Annotated in this window: 12 protein-coding genes; 7 read left to right on the forward strand and 5 right to left on the reverse strand. The window is 39.0% G+C overall.

What is annotated here, in order from left to right:
* The first annotated feature begins 34 nt into the window (after positions 1–34).
* The 3 genes from dnaK to greA all read left to right on the forward strand — a co-directional run bounded on the left by dnaK (position 35) and on the right by greA (position 4003).
* Entirely contained in the window at positions 35–2014 is a 1980-nt protein-coding gene (dnaK, locus tag AACL18_RS06035; RefSeq protein WP_339049964.1) for a molecular chaperone DnaK, read from the forward strand.
* A gap of 140 nt (positions 2015–2154) precedes the next feature.
* Positions 2155–3306 (forward strand): molecular chaperone DnaJ, encoded by a 1152-nt coding sequence (dnaJ, locus tag AACL18_RS06040; protein ID WP_339049966.1) that lies wholly within the window; start codon positions 2155–2157, stop codon positions 3304–3306.
* A 220-nt stretch (positions 3307–3526) separates the two neighbouring features.
* On the forward strand, positions 3527–4003 hold the full coding sequence (greA, locus tag AACL18_RS06045) for a transcription elongation factor GreA (protein ID WP_339049967.1): 477 nt from the start codon (positions 3527–3529) through the stop codon (positions 4001–4003).
* A gap of 37 nt (positions 4004–4040) precedes the next feature.
* On the opposite strand, the gene AACL18_RS06050 is transcribed toward greA, so the two are convergent.
* Positions 4041–4820, reverse strand: coding sequence for a hypothetical protein (locus AACL18_RS06050; protein WP_339049968.1), 780 nt, complete (start codon positions 4818–4820; stop codon positions 4041–4043).
* Between the two features lie 134 nt (positions 4821–4954).
* Positions 4955–5749: a thymidylate synthase gene (locus tag AACL18_RS06055; protein WP_339049969.1), complete on the reverse strand. Its 795-nt coding sequence runs from the start codon at positions 5747–5749 to the stop codon at positions 4955–4957.
* A gap of 276 nt (positions 5750–6025) precedes the next feature.
* Here AACL18_RS06055 and AACL18_RS06060 point away from each other — a divergent pair, with 276 nt between their 5' ends.
* Entirely contained in the window at positions 6026–7357 is a 1332-nt protein-coding gene (locus AACL18_RS06060) for a UDP-glucose/GDP-mannose dehydrogenase family protein (RefSeq protein WP_339049970.1), read from the forward strand.
* Position 7358: 1 nt separating this feature from the next.
* Complete coding sequence (gene galU / locus AACL18_RS06065) at positions 7359–8237, forward strand: UTP--glucose-1-phosphate uridylyltransferase GalU (protein WP_339049972.1); 879 nt, start codon at positions 7359–7361, stop codon at positions 8235–8237.
* A 58-nt stretch (positions 8238–8295) separates the two neighbouring features.
* Here the strand turns inward: galU and AACL18_RS06070 are convergent, their stop codons facing one another.
* Positions 8296–9600, reverse strand: coding sequence for a transglycosylase SLT domain-containing protein (locus AACL18_RS06070; protein ID WP_339049973.1), 1305 nt, complete (start codon positions 9598–9600; stop codon positions 8296–8298).
* Positions 9601–9871: 271 nt separating this feature from the next.
* Here AACL18_RS06070 and AACL18_RS06075 point away from each other — a divergent pair, with 271 nt between their 5' ends.
* Together AACL18_RS06075 and rnhA are read left to right on the forward strand one after the other, a co-directional pair.
* Entirely contained in the window at positions 9872–10591 is a 720-nt protein-coding gene (locus tag AACL18_RS06075; RefSeq protein ID WP_339049975.1) for a class I SAM-dependent methyltransferase, read from the forward strand.
* Entirely contained in the window at positions 10584–11030 is a 447-nt protein-coding gene (gene rnhA / locus AACL18_RS06080) for a ribonuclease HI (RefSeq protein WP_339049976.1), read from the forward strand. The genes AACL18_RS06075 and rnhA overlap by 8 nt, the downstream gene beginning before the upstream one ends.
* Before the next feature lie 171 nt (positions 11031–11201).
* On the opposite strand, the gene lpxC is transcribed toward rnhA, so the two are convergent.
* Complete coding sequence (gene lpxC / locus AACL18_RS06085; protein ID WP_339051634.1) at positions 11202–12125, reverse strand: UDP-3-O-acyl-N-acetylglucosamine deacetylase; 924 nt, start codon at positions 12123–12125, stop codon at positions 11202–11204.
* Positions 12126–12166: 41 nt separating this feature from the next.
* Positions 12167–13345, reverse strand: coding sequence for a cell division protein FtsZ (gene ftsZ / locus AACL18_RS06090; RefSeq protein ID WP_339049977.1), 1179 nt, complete (start codon positions 13343–13345; stop codon positions 12167–12169).
* Between the last annotated feature and the right edge of the window lie 6 nt (positions 13346–13351).

Consider the following 13351-nt stretch of genomic DNA (forward strand, 5'->3'; position numbering starts at 1 on the left):
AGTAAAGAATGAGCTACTTAACGCGGAGAAATTTATGGCAAGTGCGCAACCAAGAAACACTATAATCGGCATTGATTTGGGTACTACAAACTCGTGTATGGCCATCATGGAAGGCGGCAAACCAAAAGTAATCGACAACAAGGAAGGACGGCGAACGACTCCCTCTATTGTTAGTTTTGATCATAATGAGATTAAAGTAGGTGAAGTGGCAAAACGTCAGTCTGTCACTAAGCCTGCAGAAACCATTTATGCAGTAAAACGTTTAATAGGTCGAAAATACGAAGATGATGCGGTACAAAAAGATATCAAGATGGTACCCTATAAAATCATTCCTGCTAAAAATGGAGATGCTTGGGTAGAAGTCAGCGGTAAAAAATTATCGCCTCAGGAAGTTTCTGCGCAAATTTTAATGAAATTAAAAAGAGACGCTGAAGCTTATTTAGGATATGAAATAAAAGAAGCAGTTATTACTGTACCCGCCTATTTTAACGATTCACAACGTCAAGCAACTAAAGATGCAGGACGCATTGCAGGACTTGAAGTTAAACGGATTATCAACGAACCCACTGCTGCAGCGCTTGCTTATGGACTCGACAAAAAACGTGGCGATTCCACAGTAGCTGTCTATGACTTAGGTGGTGGTACTTTCGATATTTCTATTATTGAAATCGCTGAAATCGATGGTGAACATCAATTCGAAGTGTTGGCTACCAATGGTGATACCTTTCTCGGTGGTGAAGATTTCGACTTACGTATCATCAATTATTTAGCCGATGAATTTAAAAAGGATCAAGGTATTGATTTGCATAACGATCCGCTCGCGTTACAGCGTTTAAAAGAAGCCGCTGAAAAAGCGAAAATTGAACTTTCTTCAGCCCAAGAAACCGACATCAATCTCCCTTATATTACGGCTGACAGCAATGGTCCTAAACATCTACAGATCAAATTAACTCGTGCCAAACTTGAGTCACTGGTAGAAGATTTGATTACACGCACCATTGAACCTTGCAAAAAAGCCGTTAAAGATGCCAAGATTTCTCTCGACAAAATATCACAAGTTATCTTGGTCGGCGGACAAACGCGTATGCCGAAAGTACAAGAAGTCGTTAAAGCTTATTTTGGAAAAGATGCTCGTCACGACGTTAACCCGGATGAAGCAGTCGCTATCGGTGCTGCTATTCAAGGTGGTGTATTAGCCGGCGATGTCAAAGATGTCTTATTATTAGATGTAACCCCACTTTCACTAGGAATAGAAACTCTAGGTGGAGTAATGACTAAGCTCATTGAAAGAAACACCACTATTCCAACGAAGAAAAGTCAAATATTTTCAACTGCAGAAAGTAATCAACCCGCAGTCACCATTCATGTACTGCAAGGAGAGCGGGAAATAGCTTCGGCGAATAAAACGTTAGGTCGTTTTGATCTCGCTGATATTCCACCTGCTCCACGTGGTACGCCTCAGATCGAAGTTACCTTTGATATTGATGCGAATGGTATTATTAATGTGTCTGCTCAGGATAAAAAGACTGGCAAAGAACAAAAGATTGTTATCCAATCCGCAGGTGGTTTATCTGAAGAAGAAATTCAGCAAAAAATTAAAGACGCGGAAGTACATGCGGATGAAGACCGCAAATTCCACGAACTTATCAAAGTTCGAAATGACGCAGACAGCCTAATCCATACCACGAGCAAAGCATTATCTGATGCCGGCGATAAAATCAGTGCAGACGAAAAAGCTCAATTAGAAAACTCTATAAATACATTAAAAGAAGCGCTGAAAGGCACTGATAAAGAAAACATCGAATCTAAGCTTAAAGAGCTTACCGAGATCTCTGGCAAAATGTCTGATCGTCTTTATGCACAAGCAGAGACTGGAGCGACCGATGCCGGAAGTCAAACGGAAACTGCTCAGGAAAGTGCTAAAGACAACAAAGACGACGTTGTTGATGCGGTATTCGAAGAAGTGAAAGATAAAGACAAGGACAAAAAAGATAACGATAAGGACAAAGAATAAGCATTTGCCTTCTAGTTACTGGCTGGAGACTGCAGCTAGTAACTAGATCGTAACATCTATATCCATTAACAATTAAAAACTCAAAATCCCTTGTTATGTAATTTACTCGCAGGGGATTTTCTATCTTTGGTTCTCTATTTATGGCAAAAAAAACTGATTATTACGAAACACTGGGTGTGTCACGCAACGCAGATGAGAACGAGCTAAAAAAAGCCTATCGTAAGTTAGCGATGAAATATCATCCCGATAAACATCATTCTGCTGAAGGTAAATCAGCAAAAGATGCTGAAGAAAAATTCAAAGAAATCAGTGAAGCCTACGAAGTTTTATCAGACCCTAATAAGCGTGCCGCTTATAATCAATTTGGTCATGCTGGAGTAGATGCTGCCGGCATGGGTGGCGCACAAGGAGCACATGGATTTAACTTTAATGATGTTTTTGGTGACATCGGTGATGTCTTCGGTAATATTTTTGGTAACCGTGGCGGTTCACAACAAAGTCAGCGTGCCCAACGCGGCGCCGACTTACGTTATACCTTAGAATTGGATCTAGAATCCGCGATTCACGGTACGACCGTTCAAATTCGTATTCCACGTCTTGTAAGCTGTAAAAGCTGCCAAGGAACGGGTGCACGTAAAGGTACCAAACCCATTATTTGCAAAACCTGTGAAGGTCAAGGACAAGTTCGCATTCAGCAAGGTTTTTTCACCATTCAACAAACCTGTCCTGAATGTCACGGTGAAGGTCGTATTATTAGTGATCCTTGTCCAGAGTGTCGTGGTCAAGGTCAAATTCAAGAAACTAAGACTTTATCCGTGAAAATTCCAGCTGGTATAGATGAAGGCAATCGCATTCGTTTAGCCGGTGAAGGTGAAGCCGGTAGTCGTGGCGCAGCTGCTGGTGATCTCTATGTACAAATTCATCTAAAACCACATCCTTTATTTAAACGTGAAGGTAATCACTTGTATTGCGATGTTCCTATTAACTTAACGCTTGCGATATTAGGTGGCGATATACAAATTCCCACTTTAACCGGTGTGGTAAACTTACATATACCACCTGAAACCCAAAGCGGAAAAATATTACGTTTACGGGGCAAGGGAGTTCCTGGACGCCCTGGCGCAACAGGCGATCTTCTTTGTCGTGTTTTTGTAGAAACCCCGGTTAATCTGAACAAAGCACAAAAAGAATTAGTCATTGCACTTGAAAAAGAATTACAAAACGGTAATCACTACCCTAAAGCCCGTTTATGGTTTGAAAGTGTCAGGAAATTTTTCAGTAAGCAAAACTGAAACTCGAAAAATTGGATAAAAAAAGGTATGATCGGTCACATGCTCACAGCAGTTAAATTTTTGACAAAGCGTCATGATAATGATGAACCGGAGTGTATTTATAGATACAGAGGATTGCGAATTGAACGGTAACGCAGTCAAAAATACAAGTGCGAAAAGTATATCAATGATTCAGTATGGATACTGAAGAAAGATCTAATAAGCAAGCTAGAGAGAAATCATGAAAAAAGTTCCTATGACTATCAGCGGTGCTGAACATTTAAAGGAAGAACTCCAACAATTAAAAACCTTGAAACGGCCGCAAGTCATTGCCGCTATTGCTGAAGCGCGTGCGCATGGAGATCTCAAAGAAAACGCCGAATACCATGCCGCGAAAGAAATGCAAGGCTTTATCGAAGGTCGTATCACTGAAATCGAAAATAAATTAGCCAGTGCACAAGTGATTGACGTCACCAAAATACATAATCATGGCAAAGTCATTTTTGGCTCTACCATACATTTACTTAATACCAAGAATGATGAAGAGGTTACCTATCAAATAGTCGGTGAAGATGAAGCTGATATCAAACATTCGAAAATATCAGTCGCCTCCCCCATTGCCCGTGCACTCATCGGCAAAGAGGAAGGCGACGCTGTGGATGTACAAACTCCCGCAGGTTTGGTTAATTTAGAAATTGATAAAGTAGAATATATTTAAGTTTTTAAATTAAATATATTCTAGATTAAATTATTCTTTACTTAACTTTATTCCCTAAAATCATTGGACTTTTTTGACCACTGCTTTTTAAAACCAACATTTCTGCTTCTGTTATATTTGCAACTCGAACACATTTTGGAAAACTGATCGCTGGTTTTATTCTATTTTTTGCAATATCATCTAAAAACAGATCATTTTCTGACAATACAGCATCTTTTGTATGTTTAGATGTATTTGTATAAATTTTTTTAATTCTTCTTTCTAAATGATTGTTTGATTCGTTAGTAAATAATTTTGATCTGCTTTTCGCATTACTCGAGTCAATAGTGGATACAGCAAATTGAGCTGATGAAATAGATCCTAAAGAATTAGAAGTACTAGAATCTTGCGAAAATTGGCCACTATCTGAGTTCGAAAAACAGTTATTTTGACCTAAATCTTTGGTAGATAACACGCCTAGAGAAATTATGTCCTCTGTACTTATTATTTCATTGTTTATAAGTTTTATTTCAAGTTCTGTTAATTTTTCTAATTTTTTTAAGTTCTTAAGAGGAATTTTATCTCCCCCAGAAATGTCGAAAGATCTTTTAGGTTTAGCAAAAAAGTAAAAAGGAATTTTATCATTCGAATCATAATCCTCAAAAAATTCAATAATTTGATTCGGCATTACATTACGATGAAAATCCATAAAAAACTTTAGCCCCTCCCAAGAAGAATACTGAGGAAAAGGGTTTTCCTTACCAGGAATATTTTTGTCAATTTTTCTAAAAACAATCACTATGTTATTCCATTTCAAACAGTAACCATCAAGTTGCATAAAAAATTAAGCCTAAAAATTATTTAATGGAATTACAGGCTAACGATATATGCTTAAGGTTTTCTTAAGGAATAAGAATAAATCATCAACTATTTATTTTTTTGATATAAAAAATATATTACACCATCGATTAATTAAACCGCTACTGCAGCTTTAATCGCCGGATGATATCTATAATCTTTTAATGAGAAATCATCAAAGCAATAATCAAATAATGATTTCGGTTTACGCAAAATATTTAATTGTGGTGCCGCATGGGGTTGTCGTGATAATTGACAATGCACTTGTTCGAGATGATTGCTGTAGATATGACAATCGCCGCCGGTCCAAATAAATTCACCTACTTGCAAATCACATTGTTGCGCAATCATATAGGTTAATAAAGCATAAGAAGCTATATTAAAGGGTACGCCTAAAAATGCATCGGCACTGCGTTGATAAAGTTGACAAGAAAGCCGTGAATTCGCTACATAAAATTGAAATAATAAATGACAAGGCGGCAAGGCCATTTTTGCCAATTCTCCCACATTCCAAGCACTAACAATTAAGCGACGTGAATCCGGGTTAGTTTTTATTTCTTGAATAAGCTGGCTCATCTGATCAATCGTTTGATGATCGACTGTCGGCCAAGAACGCCATTGTTTACCGTAAATAGGCCCTAAGTTACCCGCTGCATCAGCCCATTCATCCCAAATAGTCACTTGATGTTCATTTAAGTAACAAATATTGGTATCGCCACGTAAAAACCATAGCAATTCATAAATAATACTTTTTAAATGGACTTTTTTTGTCGTAACTAGAGGAAAACCGGCACTCAAATCAAAACGCATTTGATAGGCAAAAGTACTGAGTGTGCCTGTGCCTGTCCTATCGGTTTTAGCTTGTCCCTTATTAAGAATATGCTGTAAAAAATCTAAATAGGCGCGCATCAAAATTACTCTCTAAACATCAAAGTCTAGCGTATACTAAGCCAAAATTGAAGCAATCACTATTCTGCGATACTATACTCACCACACTTGAATTTTTGTCTGTGTTGCCGCTCAACTCACAATCCTTATGCTTAGTGTATATATCTGATTGTTGCATGGACGGCACCTGGCAAAAATCCAAATGCAGTGAGTATATACCACTCGATGTTAAAGACGTGATTTCGTCTCTTTAAGGTAAGCTCTATACCCTAGTATTTTCTATCCCTTATTAAAATTATGCGAATAAATCTCTTTGGTGCAGGTTATGTAGGTTTGGTCACAGCGGCATGTTTAGCCGAGCACGGAAATAAAGTGCTTTGCATTGATATTGATCAAGAAAAAATAAAGCGCTTACAATCAGGCGAATGTCCTATTCATGAGCCCGATTTGCCTGCTTTATTACAAAAAAATTTAAGCGCTGGACGACTAAATTTTAGTACAGACCCTCAACAAGGCATTGAGCATGGTTTTTATCAATTTATTACCGTAGGCACGCCTCAAGATGAAGATGGCTCAGCGGATTTAACTTATGTTTTAGAGGTTGCAGAATATATCGGTAAAACTCTGCAGGAGCCCAGACTGATTATCAATAAGTCGACCGTGCCTGTTGGCACTGCTAATAAAGTGAAGGCCATTATTCAAAAGCAATTAGATCATCGTAACGTCAACATTGCATTCGATGTCGCTTCAAATCCTGAGTTTTTACGTGAAGGCGCGGCAGTGACTGATTTTATGCGTTCTGATCGAATTATTATTGGTACCGATAATAATTCGGCAGAAACCCATTTACGACACCTCTATAGGCCCTTTAACCGTAATAACGATCGTTTAATCGCTATGGATATTCGCTCTGCCGAACTGACCAAATATGCGGCCAATGCATTTTTAGCCACCAAGATTAGTTTTATAAATGAAATGAGCCAGTTAGCAGAACGTTTAAATGCGGATATAGAGCAAGTTCGCATTGGCATCGGCTCTGATCCTCGTATCGGTTATCATTTTATTAATCCAGGATGTGGTTATGGTGGTTCTTGTTTTCCTAAGGATGTAGTAGCTTTAGAGGCCACCGCAAAAACGGTTGATTATCAACCTCGATTATTAAATGCTGTACATCAAGTTAATGATGCACAAAAAAAACTTTTATTTAGCAAAATTTCTCAATACTTTAAAAAAGATTTACATGGAAAGATAATCGCCCTCTGGGGTTTGTCTTTCAAACCAAACACAGACGATATGCGCGAAGCACCTAGCAAAGTGTTGATTGCGTCGGCTTTAGCTGCAGGAATGAAAATTCAAGCATTTGATCCCGTCGCGATGTCCGAAGCCGCACGTTTGTATAAGAGTGAAACTAATTTTAGTTGTTGTGATAGCCCAGAAAAGGCCTTAATTAATGCAGATGTTTTAGTAATAGTCACTGAATGGAATATCTTCTTTAATCCTGATTTTCAGCTCATCAAACAACATTTAAAAGAACCCGCTATTTTTGACGGAAGAAATCTTTATGATCCAGAATGTTTAAAGCAATTGGGAATTAAATACTATGCCATTGGTCGCGGGGAGCATTTATAACATGAAAAAAATTACCAAAGCAATTTTCCCGGTTGCGGGTCTTGGTACACGTTTTTTACCCGCAACAAAAGCAAGCCCTAAGGAAATGTTGCCTATTGTGGATAAACCTTTAATTCAATATGCAGTAGAAGAAGCGATTGCTGCAGGAATTACTGAACTTATTTTTATAACAAGTAGTAGCAAACGGGCTATTGAAGATCATTTTGATTCGAATTATGAATTAGAAGCCAAGCTAGCCGAAACAGGAAAAAAAGACCTGTTAGCTATTGTGAAAAATATCTTACCGAAAGGGGTTAGTTGTGTTTATCTACGCCAACCAGACACATTAGGCTTGGGACATGCTGTTTTGTGTGCGCGACCTCTTATTAATGGAGAGGCATTTGCTGTTTTACTCGCCGATGATTTGATTGATTCCACTATCCCTTGTTTGAAACAAATGTTAGATATCTATCAAGAAAAACAGAATACTATCATTGCTGTTCAAGCTATTACTCCTGAAGAAAGTGAACAGTACGGGATAATCGGTTATAAAACTAAAGAAGGTAGACTGAGCCAGATTAACACTATTGTAGAAAAACCTAGTCACAAACAAGCCCCTTCCAATTTGGCTGTGGTTGGTCGCTATATTCTTACTTCGACTATCTTCCCTTATCTTTCGCAGACACCTATTGGAAAAAATGGAGAAATTCAACTAACTGATGCAATCGCTCGACAGCTTAAAGACGAAGTAATGTATGCTTGGGAATTTGAAGGTATACGCTATGATTGTGGAAGTAAGTTTGGTTATTTAAAAGCAACGATCGCCCATGCTATAAAACACCCAGATACTAAAAACTTATTTACTCATTATTTAAAAACTTTGAATAATAAACTTGATTAATCCTTTGCCCAAAAAAAAACGAAGAAGGATTGATACCTCTTCGTTTTAAAGTTTATGCTTATGAAAGCATAATTTTTAATTTTTCACCTGGCTTGAGAAAATCGCCATCAAGCTTATTCCAAGCTTGTATCTTCTTAACCAATACATGGTAGTGCTTAGCAATACCTGTTAGCGTATCTCCACTTTTTACCAAATAGATTTGCTGCGAACTTGTCTTAGTTTGATGACTCACTAACTGCACAGGACCATGCTTGCCTTTTGATCCAGCTTGTTTTAAAGCAAGCTTATTATCATTAGGTTGCGCCTTGCCTATCTTATAGTTCGAGCTTGATGCAGTAACTAATTGTTGTTTATACAACGCTACCCTATCAATAGGTAAAGCAAGCTGACCACGTTTAATCGCAGCCGAAGTACTTTTCACCCCAGGATTCAATTCCTTTAAATCCGCAACTCTCATACCTGCTAATTTAGCGACATGAGTTAAACTCATGCTATTTGCGTCAACTAACTCTAAATAAGGCTTAGCACTCACAGGAGGCAAACTCACGCCATACTTATCTGGATTTTTAACAATCGCAGCTAACGCCAATAAACGCGGAATATAAGAACGTGTCTCAGATGCCAATGGCAATGCCCAGAAATGGGTGTTCTTATCCTGCTGCGTATTATGGCGAATCGCATTCTGCACGTTACCTTCACCCGTGTCATAAGCCGCTATGGCCAATAACCAGTCGCCCCCGAAGAAGCTTTTTAAATAGGTAAGGTAATTTAAGGCCGCATTGGTCGAGCTACTAATATCTCGACGACCATCAAAACCTCTATCTTGATGAACACCATACCCTTTAGCGGTACTGGTCATTAACTGCCATAAACCAGCCGCGCCGGAAGACGAGTTAGTTGCTGACGGATTATAACCACTCTCAATAATAGGCAATAAAACCAATTCTGTAGGCAAATCACGCTTTCTCACCTGCGCATAGACATAGTAAATATAAGGCGCAGCTCGATTCACCGCGTCTTTTAAATAGAGCGGGTTTTTAGCAAACCAACGGATCTGCTCTTGGACCTGAGGTTGGTTTTCCTCACGAGCTGATAATTGTAAATGGGCTCGAATAGGCTCCCAAAGTGTACCCTTCTCTACAGCGCTATACAGCGCTTTAGCATTTTGCGGAGCTAAACTACTACCGGTCGATTTCATAATAAGGTTTTGATAGTTTTTACTATCCGTATCGTTACCCGCACCGCTGAGACCCATACCCCCTTCTTCAGAAGCAGGAAATTGCACACATGCGGTGACACCCACTGCTAGTATGAGTAGTGCGGTAAGTAATAATGTATAAATTTTAAGCATTTTATAAGTCATATTAAAGATCTTACGGGGACCGCTTAGGTAGGTCAAGATAAAGGGCTTACAAGAGCTAAATTAAACGTCTTTTTTGTAAGCTTTTAACCTACATTTTAAGCAAGTATTTCTTACTCAAATACCTACATTTTTACATTGATTTTATGTATATAAGAAAATAAAAACCATGTATTTTAAGCTCTTTTTAGTCACACCCTACCTATGCGATAATAAAAAAGGTGTTAAGATTCATCGACTATCACTTCTAACTGTTTTTAGCTGGATAACCCTTTTGAAACAGCATTACCTAGACATTGAAGATCATCGTTTAGCTAGTCTAATCCCTCATTATGCTGGCCACCACTTATTACAATTGAGCCCTTATTCTTTTTCAAGCTTATCTACCAGTCCTATTATCCATAAAGTTACGGTTTCTTCGTGCTATAAATGTAAGTTAAATACCTGCCAAAAAGTTGGCTATGATCTGGAAAGCTTATACACTCATTTACCATTTGCCAATGATAGTATTAACCTAATCCTCATGCCCCATACGCTAGAAGTAAGCAAAAATACCGCACAAGCCATACTTACAGAAGCCTGGCGAGTATTAGCCCCCAATGGCCATTTAATTATATTAGGTATCAATCCTGTCAGTTTATGGGGCCTATATCGGTTATGCTCAATTAAAAAGAAACCTGCTTGGGATGGTCGTTTTCACACAATCCAAACCCTTTGTCAATGGATACACTTTTTAGGGGGTGAAATTCAGCATACTGAGAGCTTTCTATTTAGACCCCCTTTATCCACCCCCCTCGGTAGGTGGTTATTTAAGAAATTAGCTTGGTTAGAACGAATATCACCTTGGCTTATTCCCTATATGGGAGGAATTTATTTGATTATTGCTGAAAAACGAATAAAAAGACTCAATGGGCTAGGCTTAGTTTGGCAATTTCCGCCAGTACTCAATAATAAGGTCTTGGCTACCAATGCTCGAGGGCCCCACCATGCATAAAATCCCAAAAATAGAGATTTTTACCGATGGTGCTTGCCGGGGAAACCCTGGGCCTGGAGCCTGGGCGGCTCTCCTGCGATACCAGGGGAAAGAAAAAACCATTTCCGGTACCGAAAACACTACTACTAATAATCGCATGGAGTTAATGGCGGCCATTCAGGCTTTAATGGCAGTAAAAAAACCCTGTCAAATATCACTCAGCACTGATTCGCAATATGTTCAAAAAGGCATTACTGAATGGCTGCCTCAATGGAAGCGACGAGCTTGGCTTACTGCCAATAAAAAACCTGTTAAAAATTCTGATTTATGGAAAGAATTAGCTATACAAGCTGAACGTCATCAAATCCGCTGGGAATGGGTAAAAGGACATAGCGGCCATCCAGAAAATGACCGTGTAGACAGTTTAGCTAATGCTGCCTTAGACGAGCTGCTAAAATAATACTCTTGGCAATTGAACCCTTGGCTGTGTTACTGCTCAACTCCTCGCAATCCTCATGTATGTTTAATACACTCCGGCTCGTTTCCCAGCGCCTTGCCAAAAATCCAATTGTTGTGAGTTAAAATTTATCTCTTAATAGGGAATACCATAAATTATGGCTTTAGAGAACCTTTAGTCCTTAATATAATAAGCATCTAGTAAAGCACGTCGATAAACGAGTGGTGCCTTTATTTCATCTTCAAATTCAACATATTCCCAAGCATCTGCATTGCTCAACAAACGGCGTAATAAAAGATTATTCAATGCATGACCAGATTTATAACCACTAAATGCACCGATGAGGCTATGGCCTAATAGATAGAGATCTCCCACTGCATCAAGAATTTTATGACGCACAAACTCATCCTCATAACGTAAACCATCTTCATTCAGTACCCTATACTCATCTACAACCACTGCATTATCAAGGCTTCCACCCAAAGCGAGCCGTACCTCACGTAATTTCTCATAGTCTGCCATAAAGCCAAATGTACGTGCGCGACTAACCTCTTTAATATAAGAAGTTGTGGAGAAATCAATACTTGCTTTTTGACTACGATTTTGAAAAAGTGGGTGATTAAAGTCAATTTCAAATGAAACCTTAAATCCATCGAATGGTTCAAAAGAAGCCCATTTATCTCCTTCAGTCACTTTAATAGCTTGTTTGATTCGGATAAAGCGTTTTGAAGCGCTCTGTTCCTCAATACCTGCCGACTGAATCAAAAAAATAAAGGGTCCTGCGCTTCCATCCATAATGGGAATTTCTGAAGCGGTAATATCAACATACGCGTTATCAATACCCAAACCTGCCATAGCCGACATTAAATGCTCTATGGTCGCAACTCTGACACCATTTTTCAGTAAAGTAGTTTGTAAGGTAGTTTCACCGACATGTTCAGCACGAGCTTGAACTTCAACAATAGGATTAAAATCTATCCGACGAAAAATAATTCCAGTGTTAATAGGTGCCGGTCGCAAGGTTAATATTGCTGTTTCACCACTATGTAATGTAATACCAGCGGCTTTAATAACGTTTTTTAAAGTACGTTGTTTCAGCGCACGTGATGTTTGAATTAAGTTGTTTTTTCTGGACACCCTTAAGAAACCTCTTCTTGTCTTCGTAAAAAAGCCGGAATATCAAAATATTCAATATCGGTAACAGCATTATCTGCTGTGGACTTACTTGGTGTAACAACGCCTTGTTTGCGTAAAACCGTAGGACGCTCCAACTGATGATAATCTAAACTACCGTCAGCTGCTCTAATGAGGCTTGAATCCTCTCCCTCATGCATTACCGTGCCTGTAGGAAGATGATGTCCTAGACCTGTTATCACTATTGTTACACGTAACTCGTCATTCATTCCTGAATCTATCACTGTACCAATGACAACATTAGCGTCTTCTGAAGCAATTTCTTTAATCACTCCACCGACTATTCCAAATTCTTTCATTGATAAATCCGGTCCCGCAGTTATATTAACTAATACACCACGTGCACCTTTTAGATTGATATCTTTTAATAGAGGACTGCCGATAGCGGCATTTGCAGCCGATAGCGCTCTATCTGAACCCAATCCTACTCCTGTACCCATCATGGTCGTACCCATCTCTGACATTACGGTTTTAACATCCGCAAAATCCACATTAATTAGACCGGCACGTGTTATCAAAGCAGCAATTCCTTTAACAGCGCCAAATAATACATCATCTACCGCTTTGAATGCATCTAAAAAACTAACTTCATCGCCTAAAACATTCATTAACTTTTCATTAGGGATAGTAATCAGCGAATCGACATGCTGACTAAGTTGCTTAATTCCTTCCTCAGCTAAGCGCAAACGCTTCTTCCCTTCAATCTCAAAAGGCTTAGTTACGACTGCTACGGTCAAAATTTTCATCTGCTTAGCAATCTCTGCAATAACGGGTGCCGCACCCGTTCCTGTACCGCCTCCCATCCCTGCCGTGATAAACACCATATCGGCTCCCTCTAAAGCCGCTCTAACTCTTTCTCTATCTGCTTCGGCAGCAAGACGACCTATTTCAGGATTTGCTCCAGCACCTAAACCTTTAGTAATTTGTTGACCTAATTGTAATAAACAATTAGCAGAAGAGTTTTTTAGCGCTTGGGCATCGGTATTAGCGCAGATAAATTCTACTCCCGGAATATCTTGTGCCAACATATGTTCAAGAGTATTTCCACCACCTCCTCCAACGCCAACAACTTTTATGACAGCATTTTGTAGAGGGGGATTGTGCGAATCAAATTTGGCACTCATAATTAA

Origin of the sequence: Rickettsiella endosymbiont of Xylota segnis (genome assembly GCF_964019545.1) — a bacterium.
Lineage (GTDB): Bacteria > Pseudomonadota > Gammaproteobacteria > Diplorickettsiales > Diplorickettsiaceae > Aquirickettsiella.

Excerpts from the sequence above, each read along its gene's own strand:
- dnaK (WP_339049964.1), top strand. The coding sequence starts at position 35 with ATGGCAAGTGCGCAACCAAGAAACACTATAATCGGCATTGATTTGGGT.
- dnaJ (WP_339049966.1), top strand. The coding sequence starts at position 2,155 with ATGGCAAAAAAAACTGATTATTACGAAACACTGGGTGTGTCACGCAAC.
- greA (WP_339049967.1), top strand. The coding sequence starts at position 3,527 with ATGAAAAAAGTTCCTATGACTATCAGCGGTGCTGAACATTTAAAGGAA.
- AACL18_RS06050 (WP_339049968.1), bottom strand. The coding sequence starts at position 4,820 with ATGCAACTTGATGGTTACTGTTTGAAATGGAATAACATAGTGATTGTT.
- AACL18_RS06055 (WP_339049969.1), bottom strand. The coding sequence starts at position 5,749 with ATGCGCGCCTATTTAGATTTTTTACAGCATATTCTTAATAAGGGACAA.
- AACL18_RS06060 (WP_339049970.1), top strand. The coding sequence starts at position 6,026 with ATGCGAATAAATCTCTTTGGTGCAGGTTATGTAGGTTTGGTCACAGCG.
- galU (WP_339049972.1), top strand. The coding sequence starts at position 7,359 with ATGAAAAAAATTACCAAAGCAATTTTCCCGGTTGCGGGTCTTGGTACA.
- AACL18_RS06070 (WP_339049973.1), bottom strand. The coding sequence starts at position 9,600 with ATGACTTATAAAATGCTTAAAATTTATACATTATTACTTACCGCACTA.
- rnhA (WP_339049976.1), top strand. The coding sequence starts at position 10,584 with ATGCATAAAATCCCAAAAATAGAGATTTTTACCGATGGTGCTTGCCGG.
- ftsZ (WP_339049977.1), bottom strand. The coding sequence starts at position 13,345 with ATGAGTGCCAAATTTGATTCGCACAATCCCCCTCTACAAAATGCTGTC.